The 15,936-nt window shown below is 70.9% G+C and carries 16 protein-coding genes and 2 pseudogenes; 8 read left to right on the forward strand and 10 right to left on the reverse strand.

What is annotated here, in order from left to right; translation table 11 throughout:
* Positions 1-30 precede the first annotated feature (30 nt).
* The 3 genes from EER30_RS29080 to EER30_RS29090 all read right to left on the reverse strand — a co-directional run bounded on the left by EER30_RS29080 (position 31) and on the right by EER30_RS29090 (position 2,169).
* Positions 31-702: a DNA-3-methyladenine glycosylase family protein gene (locus tag EER30_RS29080; RefSeq protein WP_127503825.1), complete on the reverse strand. Its 672-nt coding sequence runs from the start codon at positions 700-702 to the stop codon at positions 31-33.
* A gap of 69 nt (positions 703-771) precedes the next feature.
* On the reverse strand, positions 772-1,218 hold the full coding sequence (locus tag EER30_RS29085; RefSeq protein WP_127503826.1) for a type II toxin-antitoxin system prevent-host-death family antitoxin: 447 nt from the start codon (positions 1,216-1,218) through the stop codon (positions 772-774).
* A 60-nt stretch (positions 1,219-1,278) separates the two neighbouring features.
* Positions 1,279-2,169 carry a hypothetical protein gene (locus tag EER30_RS29090; RefSeq protein ID WP_127503827.1) on the reverse strand — a complete coding sequence of 297 codons (891 nt, stop codon included), beginning with the start codon at positions 2,167-2,169 and terminating at the stop codon, positions 1,279-1,281.
* Between the two features lie 164 nt (positions 2,170-2,333).
* On the opposite strand from EER30_RS29090, the gene EER30_RS29095 reads away from it, so the two are divergent.
* A complete protein-coding gene (locus EER30_RS29095) occupies positions 2,334-3,110 on the forward strand; it encodes a DUF2927 domain-containing protein (protein ID WP_164842517.1) in 777 nt (258 codons plus the stop codon).
* A 64-nt stretch (positions 3,111-3,174) separates the two neighbouring features.
* Positions 3,175-3,933, forward strand: a complete 759-nt coding sequence (locus EER30_RS29100) for a DUF2927 domain-containing protein (RefSeq protein ID WP_127503829.1) — start codon at positions 3,175-3,177, stop codon at positions 3,931-3,933.
* Here the strand turns inward: EER30_RS29100 and EER30_RS29105 are convergent.
* Positions 3,926-5,305 carry an alpha/beta hydrolase family protein gene (locus EER30_RS29105; RefSeq protein WP_240670375.1) on the reverse strand — a complete coding sequence of 460 codons (1,380 nt, stop codon included), beginning with the start codon at positions 5,303-5,305 and terminating at the stop codon, positions 3,926-3,928. The genes EER30_RS29100 and EER30_RS29105 overlap by 8 nt on opposite strands.
* Positions 5,306-5,349: 44 nt before the next feature.
* Positions 5,350-5,538: a hypothetical protein gene (locus tag EER30_RS29110; RefSeq protein ID WP_127503831.1), complete on the reverse strand. Its 189-nt coding sequence runs from the start codon at positions 5,536-5,538 to the stop codon at positions 5,350-5,352.
* A 345-nt stretch (positions 5,539-5,883) separates the two neighbouring features.
* On the opposite strand from EER30_RS29110, the pseudogene EER30_RS50020 reads away from it, so the two are divergent.
* Positions 5,884-5,993 (forward strand): annotated as a pseudogene (locus tag EER30_RS50020) (amidase family protein); the annotation flags it as partial.
* 24 nt (positions 5,994-6,017) lie between these two features.
* A pseudogene (locus EER30_RS50025) lies at positions 6,018-6,182 on the forward strand (amidase family protein); the annotation flags it as partial.
* Here EER30_RS50025 and EER30_RS29120 read toward each other — a convergent pair.
* The 3 genes from EER30_RS29120 to EER30_RS47370 are packed head-to-tail and all read right to left on the reverse strand — an operon-like array spanning position 6,179 to position 8,268.
* Complete coding sequence (locus EER30_RS29120) at positions 6,179-7,327, reverse strand: helix-turn-helix transcriptional regulator (RefSeq protein WP_127503832.1); 1,149 nt, start codon at positions 7,325-7,327, stop codon at positions 6,179-6,181. The pseudogene EER30_RS50025 and the gene EER30_RS29120 overlap by 4 nt on opposite strands.
* On the reverse strand, positions 7,328-7,450 hold the full coding sequence (locus EER30_RS49455; protein ID WP_255436965.1) for a hypothetical protein: 123 nt from the start codon (positions 7,448-7,450) through the stop codon (positions 7,328-7,330).
* Positions 7,444-8,268: a hypothetical protein gene (locus tag EER30_RS47370; RefSeq protein WP_164842518.1), complete on the reverse strand. Its 825-nt coding sequence runs from the start codon at positions 8,266-8,268 to the stop codon at positions 7,444-7,446. Before EER30_RS47370 ends, EER30_RS49455 begins: the two co-directional genes overlap by 7 nt.
* A 182-nt stretch (positions 8,269-8,450) precedes the next feature.
* Here EER30_RS47370 and alsS point away from each other — a divergent pair, with 182 nt between their 5' ends.
* From alsS to EER30_RS29150, 4 genes are all read left to right on the forward strand, one after another.
* Positions 8,451-10,115: an acetolactate synthase AlsS gene (gene alsS, locus EER30_RS29135; protein WP_127503835.1), complete on the forward strand. Its 1,665-nt coding sequence runs from the start codon at positions 8,451-8,453 to the stop codon at positions 10,113-10,115.
* A complete protein-coding gene (budA, locus tag EER30_RS29140; RefSeq protein WP_127503836.1) occupies positions 10,112-10,885 on the forward strand; it encodes an acetolactate decarboxylase in 774 nt (257 codons plus the stop codon). Before alsS ends, budA begins: the two co-directional genes overlap by 4 nt.
* Before the next feature lie 64 nt (positions 10,886-10,949).
* Entirely contained in the window at positions 10,950-11,750 is an 801-nt protein-coding gene (locus tag EER30_RS29145) for a helix-turn-helix transcriptional regulator (protein WP_127503837.1), read from the forward strand.
* 111 nt (positions 11,751-11,861) lie between these two features.
* Positions 11,862-12,665: an acetoacetate decarboxylase family protein gene (locus EER30_RS29150; protein ID WP_127503838.1), complete on the forward strand. Its 804-nt coding sequence runs from the start codon at positions 11,862-11,864 to the stop codon at positions 12,663-12,665.
* A gap of 302 nt (positions 12,666-12,967) precedes the next feature.
* Here the strand turns inward: EER30_RS29150 and EER30_RS29155 are convergent, their stop codons facing one another.
* Complete coding sequence (locus EER30_RS29155) at positions 12,968-14,548, reverse strand: Na+/H+ antiporter (protein WP_127503839.1); 1,581 nt, start codon at positions 14,546-14,548, stop codon at positions 12,968-12,970.
* A gap of 137 nt (positions 14,549-14,685) precedes the next feature.
* Complete coding sequence (locus EER30_RS29160; RefSeq protein WP_127503840.1) at positions 14,686-15,735, reverse strand: hypothetical protein; 1,050 nt, start codon at positions 15,733-15,735, stop codon at positions 14,686-14,688.
* Positions 15,736-15,936 lie beyond the last annotated feature (201 nt).

Below are 15,936 nucleotides of genomic sequence, written 5' to 3' on the forward strand. Positions count from 1 at the left end.
CAAGCCCATCTGCTGTTAGCAGACGGTTCGTCAGCCCTCGGGGATCGGGGCGGTCTCGAGGCTGCGCCAGAGGTGGAGGCAGGCTCGGGTGCGGTAGGGGCGCCAGGGCTCGGCGATCTCGGTGACGGTGGCGGCGGGCGGGAGGTCCGGCAGGGCGTACTGGTCGCGGACGGCCTTGCGGATGCCCAGGTCGTTGGCGAGCAGGACGTCGGGGCGGTGGAGGGTGAACAGCAGGAACACGCCGGCGGTCCAGTCGCCGATGCCGGAGACGGCGGTCAGGCGGGTGCGGATCTCGTCGTCGGTCAGCTTCGGGAAGGCGGCCAGGTCGAGCGCGCCGGAGTCGAGCTGGGTGGCCAGGGCGACCAGGGCCCGGGTCTTCGCGTGGGAGAGGCCGGCCGCGAGGCGAAGCTGGTCGGGGTCGATCGCGAGCAGGGCGGCGGGCTTGGGGACGTGCCCGCCGAACTGGGCCAGGATGCGGTCGAACATCGCTCGGGCGGCCCTGGTCGAGAACTGCTGGCTGACGATGCCGAGGATCAGGGAACCGAACAGGTCGCGGCTGGCCTCGCTGGGCACGAAGAACTGGGCCGGGCCTTGGCGCTCGATCAACGCTCGCAGGGTGGGGTCGGCGGCGGCCAGGTGACGATCGGTGGCGTCCAGTGCGGTGCCGTCCGGGTATTTCGCCGGTTTCTTCGATGGTGCCATCGCCCATCCCCCGAGTCAGCCGCTGCTCCGCCTGGTCAATCGTGCCGCAGGAGATCATTGTTCGCTCGGTTACCGGTCGGGGCGGCGCAGCGGGGCGTGGGCTGCTCGGAGCGTGTCGACGTGGCGGTCGGTGCCGGGTGGCCGGAGCGTGTCGATGGTTCGCCAGGCCTCGTCGAGGGCGTGGAGGAGCTCGTCGGTGCGGGTCGCGTGCTGGCGGCGCAGGTCGTCGCGGACGCGCTCGAGTCGCTGCAGCCAGCCGGCGGCGCTCGGGTTCGGGTTCGCGCTCTGGCTCGGGCTCGGGTTCGCGCTCGGACTCGATCGATCGAATGCTTGAGGGCCGGCGCGTTCGAGGGCCTCGGGCGGCACGATGGCGGCCACCGGCTCGCCGCGGTCGACGATCACGGTGGTCTGGTGGGTCACGCGGGTCAGGCGCAGCAGTTGGAGGAACCTGGTGCGCGCTTCGTTGATCGACAGCTCGATGCGGACGGGCGGCGGTTTGGTGGCCTCGATTGCCATAGGGTGAGCATGCCGCTGGGGTGTGACATTTTTCAGCGGCGACGGGTCAGCGGCGACAGCTCAGCGGCCCGGCGCCGCGGTCGCGCAGTCGTCGCCGATGTCGAGCGCGTGGTCGGTGCGCAGGACGGCGTTCGGGTCCGTGCTCTCGACCGGGTTCGCGGCGAACTCCGGCTTGCCCGGTGCGATCAGGCCCTTCGCGGCGGCCGCGCAGTCGATCATCGCCATGTACGACTGGGCCTCGGCCAGCCACATGCCGCGGTCCTCGGGATAGACGTCGTCCGGGTCGGTGAACTCCCACACGATCTCGTCGTGGGCCGCCGCGATCGGACGGTCGGGGCCCTGGAAGGCGTACACCCAGACGAAGTTGGTGGTGATCTGCAAGGTCTGGATCTTGTTGACCATCTTCGAGGCGTACGTGATCCGGCCGCTCACGCGGGGCGGTGCCGCCGGGTCGAGCTTGGCCGACGGGGCGATCCACGTGGCGATGTTCGAGAGGTCGTCGCTCTTGAACCAGGCCGCCGTGTCCTTGCCGTTGCGTGGGGCGAGCAGGGCCAGGAACTTCGCCGGCTTGTGCTCGACGATCATGGTGTGGTCGAGGCGGCCGGCGATCATCGCGGCGCGCACCTTCTTCAGGGCCGCGCCCACCTCCTTGCCGTTGAACCCCTTGACCGCCTTCGCCGTCGGGAGGGTGATGCCGGCGGCGCCCTCGCGGTAGTTGACGGCGGCCGTGCCCGCGAAGGGGTCGGCCGGCGCGAAGCTCTCCGACGAGGTGACGGTGACGCCGTCGGGCACGTCCTGGGTCGGATAGGCCGTGGCCGGCAGGGACCGGTGGAACAGCCACGGCCGCACGCGCGGCGCGACGACGACCACGCAGGTCGTGAGCACGCCTACGACAGCGAGGACGCTCACAGTGCGTACGAGAATGCGTCGTCGGTCACGGGCGAGATCCATCGGCTGCTCCTGCGGGTGACGGCGGAGATCGATGATTATGGGGCAGCCGCCGACTTTTCGGTGCCCCGAAAGGCGGTTCTCGGTGCCCCTTCGAAGTCTCAGAACGGCCGCCGTACGATCCTCACCCGGCCCCGATGATCATGCGGGTCCGGGGAGGCTCCTCAATGCGTTCGACCGCCGGCCGAAACCTGCTACCGGTACTGCTGCTCGCCTGCACCGCCCTCGTCGCGTGCCGTTCGCCCACCGCCGGCAACGCGGCCCCGGTGACCTCGGCGACCCCGTCCGCGCCCGCGCCCGCAACGACCACCACGCCGGAACCGGCACCGGCCACGTCGAAGGCGCGACCCAAGCCGACGATCAGCAAGGCCGGGCTCAACTACTTCTTCGACATCGCTCTCGGATCCGAGTACGGCAAAAAGAGAACTGTCGTCGCGATGTGGAACTGGAAGACGGTCAGCATCCGCGTGCACGGCGGTTCGGCGAAGAGCAGAAGCTGCCTCAACAAGGTGATCGCCGACTTCAACGCCCTCACCGCGACCACCGATCTGCGCCTGACCACGAGCGCGGCCGACATCGAACTGCACTTCACCCCCGTCTCCAAGATGCGCTCGCTCAACTCCCGATACGCGAAGGGCAACGACGGCTTCTTCAGTGCGCAATGGAACGACTACGCCATCAACCGCGGCACCGTGCTGATCCGTACGACCGGAATCTCCGAAGGCATTCGCTGTCACCTCATCCGGGAGGAGTTGACGCAGGTGATGGGGCTGATGCGCGACTCCGCCAAATATCGGGACAGTGTCTTCTACAGCCGGTACACCCCCGCCCCCACCAGGTATTCGGCGCTGGACAAAGAGGTCATCCGCCTGCTGTACAGCGGGGCGGTCGAGCCGGGCGACAGCCGGAAGACGGTCACGGCGAAGGTCACCGTCAAGAAGTAGAAGCCCGGCCGTACGATCGTGAGCCGTCCCCGATGATCATTCGGGGCTCGGAAAGGCTCGTCACATGCGCCCCACCCTCGGTAAAGGCCTGATCCCGGCACTGCTCCTCGTCGGCACCCTGGCCGCCTGCCACGCACCGGCCGCCGGCTCTCCGGCCTCGCCGGCGTCGTCGGCCCCGGCCCCGTCGGCCTCCCCCACCCCCTCGGCTACGACCTCGCCGGCGCCCGCGCCGACCCGGACCAAGCCGACGATCAGCAAGGCCGGTCTCAGCCACTTCTTCACCGTCGCTCTCGGTGCCGAGATCGGGTCGAAGGAGGAGACCGTGACGCTGTGGAACTGGCCGACCGTGACGGTCCGTGTCCACGGTGGCTCCGCACGGAACAAGAGCTGCGTGAACAAGGTGATCGCCGAGTTCAACGCGCTCACCGCCACCACTGATCTACGGCTCTCCACCAACCCGTCAGACATCGAACTGCACATCGCGCAGGTCTCGAAGTTCAAGTCGCTCGACAAGAGCTACAAGTCCGGCAGCGACGGCTGGATCACCCTGAACGTCGCTGACACCTACGCTCTCGAGAGCGCGATCGTTCTTGTGTCGTCCGGCATCCCGGACAGCGACCGTTGCTCCGCGATCCGCGCCGAGCTGACCGAGGCGACGGGCTTCATGCGCGACACCACCAAGCGCGACAGCGTCTTCTACCGCGAGTACCGCGCGACGAAGTACTCGGCGCTCGACTTGGAGGCCATCCGCCTGCTCTACGGCGGTGCGGTGCGGGCGGGCGACACCAAGAAGCAGGTCACGGCGAAGGTGACCGTCAAGTAGGGCAGGCCGGGGCGACGAAGCCCCGGTGCGTGCCCCGCGTGAACCGGCAGCCGAACGCCGGGTCCGCCACCGCCCGCCGGTCGAGAATGGCGTCACCGGCGGGCCGTTTGCCGGTGCGCAGCCAGCCCGTCAGGTCGTCGAAGGCCTCCTGCAGCTCGGGCAGCGTGAAATCGCAGTGGCCCACTCCGCGGATCGCCCGCGACACGAAACGGCCGGTTCCGGCGGCCCGCGCCGCATAGATCTGTTCCATCGAGAACGGCACGAAAAGGTCGCCGATGTCGTGCAGCGAGAGGACCGGGACGGGCGGCCGGCCGTCGACGCGGGGGACGCCGGACAGTCCGGGGTCGGCTTTCGCGGTACGGCGTACGCGCAGAACCTCGTTGTTGAGACGCCATTCGGCGGCAGTCGGGAAAAGCCGATCGGTGCTGCGATAGAACGTGTGCCGGTTGTCGGCGAGGTTGCCTTTCGCGATGCCGCCCGCGGTGCCGCCCGACAGGCCGGGATAGAGACCGAACAGGAACGGCAGATCGGCCAGCGGCGGCAACGAGGGCGCGGAGTTCCAATAGGTGAAGGCGCTGTCGAACCCGGGCCGGTCACCGCCGCTTCGCCGTTCCACGACCGCTGACCACGTACGCCCGGCCGGGGTTGATCCGGACGGCAGGCCGAGCGCCGGGGCGATCTGTCCGACCTGCGTACGCCAGCGCTGCTGATAGTCGGCGCCGGGCTGCAACGGGAACTCGACATCGACACCGGTGAGGGCGGCGGCGGTCAGGCTCGCGTCCAGGAAATAGTCGTACAGCGCGGTGTCACCGAGCACCCCGCAGTACGGCATCGCGCCGTCGAAAGCCCGCGGATGCTCCTCGATCGCCACCGCCGTGACGTGCCCACCCATCGACGCGCCCGACATGATCACCGACCTTGCCCGTACGCCCGTGGCCCGGCGGAAAACGTCGATGAGCGCGACGGAATCGCGGACGCCCTGGCCGACGTCGTAACCGTTGGTGGCATAGCTGGACGCGGCCCACGCATAGCCCCGGGCGACGTAATGCTGCCGCAGCATCGGATTGTCGACATAGACGGTCGTGCCGGTGCCCCGATAGCCGTGGGCGTAGACGACGAGCCGCCCGTTCCACGCGTCGGGCACCTCGATGCGGTAGGCCGCCCCCTTCGCGATCCCGGTGTGGATCTTCGCTCCGGGCAGGGCGGTGAACGGCGTGCCGTCGAGTTCGCAATCGGGGTCGGCCACGAGATAGCCGGGTTGCGTCGTGCTCGGTGTCGGCGCGGTGCAGGCCGGCGCGGCCAGGGCGGGCGCGGGCATCACGACGAGCGGCACGAACAGGCTGAGGGCGACCGCGGCACGACTCCAAATCATGGCGTTACCTCCGGGTAACATCTGAAGCCACCCATCGACACATGTCAAGCTCGGGGCGCCGCCTTCACCGCTCTGAGGATCGCCTTCATGCCGTCCTTCGCCCAATCCTCCAGAAAGGGCACGGACGGCCATTCGGCGACGGTGTGTCTCTCCACGACGGTATCGCCCATCAATGCCTCGAGTTCCGCATCGTCATGGAGAGCCAGCTCATGGCGCATCGGGTTTCTCAGCACCGGCGGATGCCAACGGCTGTCCGCGCCGGTGCACGACTCGTTTTCGCGCCTGGTTTCCGGCGCGGGCGAACTGCGCGTGGGAGCATGACCAAGACCTGTGGGAGGGCCGACATGACCGCGACGCCGCCGCCACCCGACGCCCTGGCCGGACGCCGATGATGTCGGAGGCGCGCTCGTCGAGCAGGCCGCCGCGATCCGGCGCGGGGAGCTCAGCAGCCGCGAGCTGACCGGCATGTATCTGGCGCGGATCGAGGCCTCGGAGCTCAACGCGTTCATCCGCACCCGCGGCGACGAGGTGCTGGCCGAGGCGGCGGCGCTCGATGACCGGCGCGAACCCCTCGGCCCCTGCACGGCATCCCGCTCGCCATCAAGGACAACCTTTTCACCGCGGGCACGCCCACCTCGGGCGGTGCCGGGGTTCTCGAGGACTTCGTCCCCGCCGAAGATGCCGAGGTCGTACGGCTTCTTTCGAGTCTTTCACCCGCCACACGTTCTGCGTCTCGATGGCCGGGCTGCCCGCCGTTTCGCTGCCCGCGGGCACCGACCCGGGCGGGTTGCCGGTCGGCGTACCTCTGATCGGTCTGCCCGGGTCTGATGCCAGGCTGCTCGACCTGGCCCTGGCCTTCGAACGCGTGCTGGCTTAAGGCGTCGCGGCCCGGCGGCCCAGGGCGGTCACGATCTGAGCTCGCGAGACGACGCCGAGCTTGGGATAGGCGCGGTAGAGGTGGGATTCGATGGTGCGCCGGGAGAGCAGGAGCCGCGCCGCGATGTCACTGTTGCTCAGCCCTTCGGCCGCCATCCGCACGATCTGGAACTCCTGCGGGGGGAGCTCGTCGAGGGAATCCACCGGACGTTCCCGGCTGCCCTCGCCCGCGGCCCGCAATTCCCGGCGGGTGCGTTCGGCCCACGAGACGGCCCCGATGGCGTCGAACGCGTCGCGTGCGGCGCGCAGGGGGCGGCGCGATTCGATCGCCCGGCGCTGCCGGCGGAGCCATTCGCCGTGCGCGAGGACGATGCGGGCCCGCATCATGGGCCAGCGCGACAGGTCCCGGCTCAGCGCCTCGTCGAAGCTGCTCTCGTCGTCGGCGAGCTGCATGCGGCCGACAAGCAACTGGACCTCGACCCACCGGGATCGGGCCTCGTCCGCCATGACCTCGCATTCCCGCAGGTAGGTCTCGGCCTCGGCCTGGTGCCCGGCGCGTACGGCCGCCTCGACGAAGTCGCCGGCGCTGTCTATCGCGCACAGCCGGTTGTAGGCGGCGTCGGCCGGTGTGCGGATGCGGCGCAGATGCTCGTACGCCTCCGCGTGGCGGCCCCGGCCCAGTTCGAGGACGCCGCGGGCGTACTGCGCGAGGCTGACCAGATAGGCCGCGCCGGCCGGCACCGAGACCCGGTCGGCCTCTGCGGTCAGCGCCTCGACGGCGGTCTCGTCGCCGCGGAACGCGGCCACCGCGGACTGGGCGATCAGCGCACCGATCCGCCAGAACGGCCCCTGGGTCTCGACCGCCAGTCGTACCGCCTCGTCGGCGGCCGGAACCGCGAGGGTCAGGTCGCCGAGTTCGAGGGCCGCCCACGCCTGGATGGACAGCACCTGGGCCAGCAGGCGCAGTCGTCCCTGACTCCGTAGCTGACGCGCGGCCGCGTCCAGCAGCGGTACTCCCTCGTCGAAGGCCCCGGCGCGGCACACCGCCATTCCTCGCAGGCAGAGCCCCACTGCGTCGGGCGGCGTCGGGGTGCGGGCGACCTCGGTCAGCACCGCCGCGCCGCGTTCGATCGGCGCCGTACACATCTATATGTAGAGCAGACGCTGGTCGCCGGAGCCGGCGCCGATCCGGTCGGCGGCGGATTGCACGGCGTGGGCCTCGGCGCCCAGGCCGGCCCACAGGCAGCGAACGCTCGCCGCCGTCAGCAAGGTGAGCGCGAGATCCCCTCGCCCAGATCGGCCACGCGGGAGGCCATCGCCACCAGCTCGAGCACGCGGGGTGGATCGCCGGCCGGACCGACCCGGAACGCGTCCTCGAGCGCCATCGACTGCGCCTGGTGCACGAGGCCGAGGCGCAGCCCGCCGGCCTCGCCCAGCAGCCGGAGCACGGTGTCGCCGTCGCCGAGCTCGCTGGCCGCGGCGGCCGCCTGCAGCAGGAGCCCGCCCCGCTGCTCGGTCGTGGTCGCCATGCCGGCGGCACGTTCGGCCGCGCGCGACGCGAACGCCTGTTCGAGGCCGCGGGTGAGAGGCAGAAGCGTCTGCGCATCGACCAGCTCGCGCAGTGCCAACGGGTTCCCCTCCGCCTCGGCCAGCACCCGCGCGCGCGTCGCGGGCGGCAAACCGGGCCGCGCCAGCTCGATCAGCTCCTCGGACGCCTGGCCGCTGAGCGGTTCCAGGTGGAGTTCGGACAGCCCGGCCTGTTGCAACGGGCTGTCGTAGCCCTCGCGCAGCGCGGCGACCAGGACGATCGGGTCGGCGGCCAGGCGACGGGCGACGAACGCGAGTACGTCCGCGGTCGGACGGTCGAGCCACTGCGCGTCCTCGACGCGGATCAGCATCGGCGTGCGGGCGGCGGCGTCACCCAGCAGCTCCAGGATGCCGAGCGCGATCAGGAACGGTTCCGGCGAGGGACCCTCGCTGAGCCCGAACGCGACCTCGACGGCCTGCCGCTGCGGCGGGGGCAGGTGCCGGGCCGACGGGATCAGGCCCAGTTCGCGCCGGCGGCCCACCGTCACCCCCTCGTGCATCGGCCCATCATCTCGTACGCCGATGACGGGCTGGATCTCGTACGCCGAGGAAGTGCTGGTGGAAGCGGGTGTGGGAGATGACCACGGGGACCGGCGGCGCGCGGTGACAAACACCCCTTCGCCCTGGACGGTGACCTCCGGACGCTTGAACGAGTGACCACCGAAGGCCGGGAGGACCGATCATGAACGCCGACAACAGGGGTACGCGCGCCGCGGATCGTCTCGTCGAGGCATTGGAGAAGCAGGGCGTCGAGCGGATCTTCGGGGTGCCCGGGGCCAAGATCGACGCCGTCTACGACGCTCTGCTGGACAGTGGCATCGTGACCGTGGTCTGCCGGCACGAGCAGAACGCCGCGTTCATCGCCGGAGCGCACGGACGGCTCACCGGGAACCCGGGCGTCGTCGTGGTGACCTCGGGGCCGGGCACGGCCAACCTGGCCACCGGGCTGTTGACGGCGAACACCGAGCAGGACCCGATGGTGGCCATCTGCGGCACGGTGCCGCGGACCGACCGGTTGAAGCGGACCCACCAGACCATGGACGCCGCCGCGCTGCTCGCGACCGTCACGAAATACACAGCCGAGGTCTCCGACCCCGACGACGTGGTCGAGGCGGTGGCGAACGCGTTCCGCGCGGCCACGACGGAGCCGAAAGGGGCCGCCGCGGTGGCGGTGCCCATCGACGTGCTCTCGGCGGTGACCGGCCATCGGCTGGCCCGGCGCACCTGGGCACCGGAGGCCGGGCCGGCACCCGCGTGGGCGGTCCAGCAGGCGGCCGAGATGATCCGCGGCGCCGCCCGGCCGGTGCTGCTGGTCGGCCTGCGGGCCTCCGACCCGGGATCGGTCGCGGCGGTCCGCGAGCTCATCAGGGTCACCGGCATCCCGGTCGTCGAGACCTTCCAGGCCGCGGGCACCGTCCCGGCGGAACTGGAGGACCAGTACGCCGGCCGCGTCGGCCTGTTCCGCAACCAGCCCGGCGACATCCTGGTGTCACGCTCCGACGTGCTGGTCACCGTCGGGTACGACGCCGTCGAGTACGACCCCCGGCTCTGGAACCTCGGCGGCGGACGAACCGTCGTGCACATCGACTCCGTCGGCGCCTACCTCGACAACGACTACCAACCGGACCTGGAGCTGCGCGGTCACGTCGCGTCCACCGTCGCCGCGCTCACCCCGCTGCTGAAAAAGGTGCCGCCGAGCCCGGGTCTGGCCGAGGCCCGGCGGGGACTGGCCGCCATCGACGACGCCGCCCGGGACGCGTCGCACGGCACGCGCGGCCTCAACCCGGCCCGTGTCGTGCTGCTGCTGCGTGACCTGCTGCCCGAGGAGACCACCGTCGCGTGCGACATCGGGTCGGTGTACATCTACATGGCCCGCCACTTCCGGGTGCACGAACCACGGCGGCTGCTGTTCAGCAACGGACAGCAGACCCTCGGCGTCGCGCTGCCGTGGGCGATGTCGGCCAAACTGCTGCGCCCGGGCACCCCGGTGGTGTCGATCTCGGGCGACGGCGGGTTCCTCTTCTCGGCACAGGAACTGGAGACCGCCGACCGGCTCGGCCTCGACTTCACGCACATCATCCTGCGCGACAACACGTACGACATGGTGGGCTTTCAGGAGATGCTCAAGTACGGGCGCAAGTCCGGTGTGCAGCTCGGCGACTACGGTGTTCCCGAGTTGGCGGCCGCGTTCGGGGCCCAGGGTTTCCGGCCCGGCACCGAGGAGGAGTTCGTCGAGGCGGTCCGCAAGGCGCTGGCGACCGACGGCCGCTCCATCATCGACGTGCCGGTCGACTACAGCCACAACACCGACCTCGGCGAAGTGCTCTCCCCGGACGCGTTCGAATGACCGGCCCGAACCTGCTCGGTGACATCCGCGGCCACCTGCGGCGCGAACTGTTCCAGAGCTCGACCGTCGGGGCCCTGCTCGCCGGGCTCGACGACGGCGACCTCACGATCGGGCAGCTGCTGGAGAACGGCGACTTCGGCCTGGGCACCTTCGACGCGCTCGACGGGGAGATGGTGGTGCTCGACAGCGTCTGCTACCACCTGCACTCCGACGGCACGGTCGACGTCGCCGGGACCGACACGACCACGCCTTTCGCCGCGGTCGTCGACTTCGTGCCCGACCTCACCGTCGCGTTGCCCTCCGGCCGCACCACCACACGATCCGAGCTGATCGAGCTGGTGGAGAGCCACGTCTCCGGGGACAACTACTTCTACGCGATCCGCGTCGACGCAGACGTCGCCTCGATCACCACCCGGACGGTGAGCCGCCAGGAGAAGCCGTACCCGGGTCTGCTGGAGGCCTCGCACGGGGAGGCCGTGCGGACCTTCGAGAACCTGCGGGGCACGATCGCCGGCTTCCGGTCCCCCGACTACGCCGGCACGGTCACGGTTCCCGGCTTTCACCTGCACTTCATCGACGACGAACGCAGGCGCGGCGGGCACGTGCTGGAGTTCGAGCTGACCGGCGGGCAGGTCGGCGTCTGCCGCATCAGTGACCTGCGGTTGCGGCTGCCGGAGTCCGCGGCCTTCGGCCGCGCCGAGCTCACCGGGGACCAGGCCGGATCGGCCATCTCGGCGGCCGAGGGAGGCGTCCGCCCGCCCGTGCAGTGACGTCACTCAGGTTTCGGTGAGTCGTTCCTGCCACGATGATCTGCATGACCATCACCCCGGTGAGATGCCACTGATCTCCGTGGACCCCGTGCTGCCGGGCCGGGCCGCCGACGTGGCTGTCATGCACGCCTTCGCCGACCGGGCCCGGACCGACGGCGGCGCCCTGCTGGTGACCGGCGCGCCCGGTTGCGGCAAGTCGGCCCTGCTGGACGCCGCCGCCCGCTACGGCTCCGCGGCCGGTGCCCGGATCGTGCGCACGGCCGGCGGTTCCTGGCTCGGCACCAGCGACTACGCCGCCCTCGACCGGGTGCTCAGCCCGCTGCAGGACCGGCTGCACGACCAGCCGGCGGGCATCCGCGAGATCGTCCTCACCGCCCGCGAGGTCACGGCCGGGCCGGTGCCGGACCGTCTGGCCGTCTGCGCCGCGATCCTGCGCGGGCTGGTCGAGGAGGACGAGTCCCGGCTGGCGAAGGCGGTGGACGGTTACCTCGCGGCCGGCCGCCCGCTGCTGGCCGCCGCCGCCCTGGAGGACGCCGGGGGCGCCGATCGGCTCCACCGGGCCTTCGACGCCTATCAGGCGGCCGGTGCGGTGGCCGACGCGCAGCGGGTGGGACGACGGCTGCGCCGCTGCGGTGAACTCCGTCGCGTCATGACTCCCCGGCCGGAGACCGGCTGGGCCAGCCTCACCGACGCCGAGCTGAAAGTCGTACGGGTAATCGCAACCGGCGCCACCAACCGCGACGTCGCCCAGCGTCTGTTCATCTCGCACCACACCGTCAACGCCCACGTGCGCAACGTCTTCGCCAAGCTCGGCATCGCGTCGCGGGTGCAGCTGACCAACCTGGTGCGCGACAACGACGGCTGATTCGCCCAGTCCCCACCGGAACGCGTCTAGACAGCATGAGCGATGTGGCGGAACGGGCCCCTCTCCTAGCTTCGAAAGTGTCAGCACGTCGCGCCGAGAAGGAGCATCGAAATGCAGGGCTTCAGCTATCCACTGTCTCCCAAGGGCATCGCCAATCTGGCCTCGGCCCCGCCGTGGCACTACGCCGGCACCTCGATCAACATCGAGTTCTTCGCCGACCCGGCGGCCGCGGCGGCCTGCCTGCCCGAAGGTCTCACCCTCGAGCCGGACGCGCCCGGCAGTGGCGCGGCCGCCTTCTTCGACTGGCAGTACTCGGGCGACCACAAGGAATACCTGGATCCCGCCCACGCCTGCTACCAGGAGTTCTTCGTGCTGATCAACGCGCGATGGGGCAACGAGAAGGTGGCGTTCTGCCCCTACATCTACGTCGACAACGACGCCGCGCTGGCCCGGGGCTGGATCCAGGGCTTCCCGAAGAAGATCGGCACGATCCACCAGACACGGGCGTTCTCGCTGCCGGACTCGTCGGCCACGCCCGTGGTGGGCACCGGCGGCGAGTTCGCCGTATCGGCGTCGTCGCGGGTGGGCTACCGCATCGTCAACGGCAGGATCACGCTCGAGAAGAAGGTCGAGGACCCCTCGGCGCTGATCGGCCGGCCGGTCGTCAACATGCGCTACTTCCCGCGCCTGACCGTCGGGCAGTACGAGAACCCCGTCGTGCACGAACTGGTGCTCGCCAACATGCTCGACATGCAGGCCACCGACGTCTGGGCCGGCACGGGTGAGCTCGAGTTCCCGGTCGCCGTCGGCGAGGAACTGGCCGACCTCAACCTGCAGCGGGTCGGCCGCGGCGTGCGCATGAACCTGGGCTACACCGTCACCGAGGTCAAGACCTTGGTCGACTACACCGCCTGACCACGCCGGACTGCGGGCGGCCGGGAGTCTGGCCCGGCCGCCCGCCACGCCGTTCCTGGTCAGCGGATGGGCCCGGCGCGGTCACCCGCAGGCCGACATCACCAAGCCGGCGCTGGAGATCTCCTCGGCCTCGCCGCGCGGACCGGAGCCGAGGGCGTTCAGCTCAGCGTCACGCCCCTGCGGCGGGTCTGTCCTCCCCATGAGTCCGGACGCTACCGCGCCCGGCCCGAGCTGGGAAAAGACGCGCCGGCCGACTTCCAGGGCGGGGTCTTCATTCAGGAGGGCACGCTCGACATCCTCGATCATGCCGGGCGGCGGCGGGTCTCGCGCACCTTCTCCTGGTCGATGACGTCCTGCACCGCGCGCAGCACCTCGTCGTCGATCTCGCCGCGGCGGTGCATGCCGATGATCGTGTCGTGCTTGTCGGCCAGCATCGCGAGCTCCAGGTCGATGTACTGCCGTTGCTGCTCGGTGGCCCGCCGGCCCCGCCCCGGTTCGCCGTCGTGCAGGGAGCGCAGGCGGCGGTCGTACTCGATGCGGATCTGTTCGACCACCTCGGGTGGGGTGCCCAGACGCCCGGCCAGCTCGGGCAGCTCGGCCAGGGCGTGCTCGGTCGACTCGACCTCGGCGCGATGGCGTTCCTGCTCGACCGAGCGGTCCTCGCCCATGTGCGCCCACCGCACCACGCGGGGCAGCAGCGGCGCCTGCACCAGCACCGTCACTCCGATCACCACCGCGGTCACGAAGATGATCAGGTCGCGGTCGGGGAACGGCTCGCCCGAGGCGATCGTGTGCGGGACCGAGAGGGCGGCGGCCATCGAGACGGCCCCGCGGAAGCCGGCGCTCGCCATCACCGCGCGGGGCCGGGAGCTGAGCCGTCGAGCCCGCTGGGACGGCCGTCGGTCGAGCGCCCGGATGATGTACGGCGAGACGAACAGCCAGCCGAACCGCACGCCGATGATCACGCCGCAGACACCCGCGGCGATCAGCAGACCGCGCACCAGGCCAACGCTGCTCAAGCCGCGGACAGCGCTCTGCGCCTCCAGGCCGACCAGCACGAACAGGGCGCAGTTGGCCAGGGCGGTCAGGAAGTTCATCACGGTGCGCACCTGCTGGCGGGCGTAGGCGGGGAACGCCAGCGGCGAGACCCGGCCGACCCACAGACCGCTGACCACGACCGCGAGCACGCCGGACACCTCGGCCGCCTCGGCGAGCAGGTAGGCGGCCAGCGGGGTGACCACGGCGAACAGGGTGTGCTGGAAGGCGTCCGTCAAGCGCTTACGGAACTGCAGGACGAGGTAGGTGACGGCCAGGCCGGTGACGACCCCACCGCCGTACGAGAGAACGAAGTTGACCCCGAGGCCGCCCCAGGAGAACTCCTCGTCGCCGATCGTGATCCCCACCGCCAGGGCGTAGAGGACGAGCGCCGTACCGTCGTTGACCAGGCTCTCGGCCCGCAACACGGTGCCGAGGCGGCGCGGCAGCACCCGGCCGAGAACACCGACGGCGGTCGCGTCGGTCGGCGCGATCGCGGCCCCCAGCACCCACGCCGGACCCCACGGGACGCCGAGCGCGTGCGTGACAACCGCCGCACCGGCCGCGGTCAGCACCACCAGAACCGTGCTGAGCAGCACGATCACCCGCAGGTCGCGCCGGATCTGCCGGATCGAGGACGTGAACCCCTCCCAGTAGAGCAGCACCGGCAGGAACAGCAGCAGCACCGCTTCCGGCGGCAGGTGCACCGCGCGCAACGCGGGCACGAACCCGAGCAGGATCCCGGCGAGCAGCATCGGTACCGGGGGCGCCGCCCCGATCCGGCGAGCGACGCTGGCGCAGACCAGGATCGTGACGCCGAGCGCGACGACCAATTCGAGACTGGACATGACCACCCCCGCGGATCAGGATGACAGCTCGGCCGCGAGTTACGCGAGGTCAGAGCGCGGGTGGTGGGCCAGGCGCTTGGCGTCCGGGTGTCGGCCGGGCCGTGAACCCTCAGCCCGTACGCCGGGACGGTCGCGATTCAGTTCCCGTCAAGAGCCCGGTTCCGATCGCCTCTCCACGCCGTCTCCTTCTGCCCACCGAGGTGGAATGGCCAGCGGCGCCAGACCGCGACGTGCAGGATGATCGCCGGGCCGAGGGCACTGGCGGCGACGAAGTTGACCCAGTCGTCGGTGCTCGCCCCGGGACGCCACGAGTAGCCGAGCGCGCCGGCCCGCAGCAGGCCGTAGAGCAGCGCGGAAAGTGCGGCCACCAGACCGAGTGCGGCCAGCCGCCCGGCCACCGGGGGCAGGCTGTCCAGCGGCCACGAACCCAGCAGCAGGCCCACGACCAGACCCGTGGCGACCACACAGCCACACACGGCGGCGATGCGGGGCGGCTCCGCAACCAGGCGAACCAGGGCGTACGACACCGTGGCGCCGCCGAGGACGAAGAGGTTCCCGGCCAGGTGGCGCCGGCGTACACGGGCCATCGGCCAGCCGCGCAGCGTCGAGTACGGCACCACCTGCCAGACGCCGAGCACCGCCAGCCACGCCCCGTACGAGGCCCCGTCCACCGCGCCGCCGCGAACCAGCAACAGGTAGGCGGCCACGCCGACGATCCAGCACCCGGCCAGCGCGGCCGGGCCGGCCACGGCCTTCGGCAGCCCTCGCACCGGCCGGCCCTGGTAGACGAGGGTGAGCTGAAGCATCGCCGCCGCGACCCCGGCCGCCAGCGGCAGCGTGCCGGGGAAGGTCGCCGTGTGCCCGGCGCCGGGGAACGGGTCGACCAGCGCCGCGGGATCGACCCGGTCGACCACGGCCTGGCCGAGGATCGTGCAGACGAACGCGGCGGCCGCCGTCGCGAGCGTGTCGGTCAGCGCCGGCCAGCGTCCGGGCAGCAGCGTCCCGGGCCAGTCGTCCCACCAGAATGCGATCATCAGGAGGAACGGCAGGCCGAACGTGACGATCGGCCCGGCGACCCGCAGCGCGGTCTCCCGATCACCCGCGGCGAGGACGATCGCCACGGTGAGAGGCAGGACCACGATCAGGCCGGCCAGGCCCGAGGCGGGCTGTGACGCGATTCTGGGCATACTGTCGCCGTTCCGGACGGGCGCCCCGGCTTTGCTTCTCCGCGGCGTTCGATGGTCGAGTCCAGCCAGGCTGCGCCTCCCTTGTGACAAACGACTGAATCGACGGCGACCCGCCGTGGGCGATGACGACCGCGGGGTTCCGGTCATGGCCAACAGGGGCATCCTCGATCAGCATGGCGAGCAGGTCGGGGTATGCGATGC

This window comes from Actinoplanes solisilvae (genome assembly GCF_003999975.1).
Lineage (GTDB): Bacteria > Actinomycetota > Actinomycetes > Mycobacteriales > Micromonosporaceae > Actinoplanes > Actinoplanes solisilvae.

What these genes read in the sequence shown, in the direction of transcription:
- EER30_RS29095 (WP_164842517.1), top strand. Translation starts at nt 2,334, where the DNA reads ATGCGTTCGACCGCCGGCCGAAACCTGCTACCGGTACTGCTGCTCGCC.
- EER30_RS29105 (WP_240670375.1), bottom strand. Translation starts at nt 5,305, where the DNA reads ATGATTTGGAGTCGTGCCGCGGTCGCCCTCAGCCTGTTCGTGCCGCTC.
- budA (WP_127503836.1), top strand. Translation starts at nt 10,112, where the DNA reads ATGACCGGCCCGAACCTGCTCGGTGACATCCGCGGCCACCTGCGGCGC.
- EER30_RS29155 (WP_127503839.1), bottom strand. Translation starts at nt 14,548, where the DNA reads ATGTCCAGTCTCGAATTGGTCGTCGCGCTCGGCGTCACGATCCTGGTC.
- alsS (WP_127503835.1), top strand. Translation starts at nt 8,451, where the DNA reads ATGAACGCCGACAACAGGGGTACGCGCGCCGCGGATCGTCTCGTCGAG.
- EER30_RS29085 (WP_127503826.1), bottom strand. Translation starts at nt 1,218, where the DNA reads ATGGCAATCGAGGCCACCAAACCGCCGCCCGTCCGCATCGAGCTGTCG.
- EER30_RS47370 (WP_164842518.1), bottom strand. Translation starts at nt 8,268, where the DNA reads ATGCACGAGGGGGTGACGGTGGGCCGCCGGCGCGAACTGGGCCTGATC.
- EER30_RS29090 (WP_127503827.1), bottom strand. Translation starts at nt 2,169, where the DNA reads ATGGATCTCGCCCGTGACCGACGACGCATTCTCGTACGCACTGTGAGC.
- EER30_RS29080 (WP_127503825.1), bottom strand. Translation starts at nt 702, where the DNA reads ATGGCACCATCGAAGAAACCGGCGAAATACCCGGACGGCACCGCACTG.
- EER30_RS29100 (WP_127503829.1), top strand. Translation starts at nt 3,175, where the DNA reads ATGCGCCCCACCCTCGGTAAAGGCCTGATCCCGGCACTGCTCCTCGTC.
- EER30_RS29150 (WP_127503838.1), top strand. Translation starts at nt 11,862, where the DNA reads ATGCAGGGCTTCAGCTATCCACTGTCTCCCAAGGGCATCGCCAATCTG.
- EER30_RS29145 (WP_127503837.1), top strand. Translation starts at nt 10,950, where the DNA reads ATGCCACTGATCTCCGTGGACCCCGTGCTGCCGGGCCGGGCCGCCGAC.
- EER30_RS29160 (WP_127503840.1), bottom strand. Translation starts at nt 15,735, where the DNA reads ATGCCCAGAATCGCGTCACAGCCCGCCTCGGGCCTGGCCGGCCTGATC.
- EER30_RS29120 (WP_127503832.1), bottom strand. Translation starts at nt 7,327, where the DNA reads ATGTGTACGGCGCCGATCGAACGCGGCGCGGCGGTGCTGACCGAGGTC.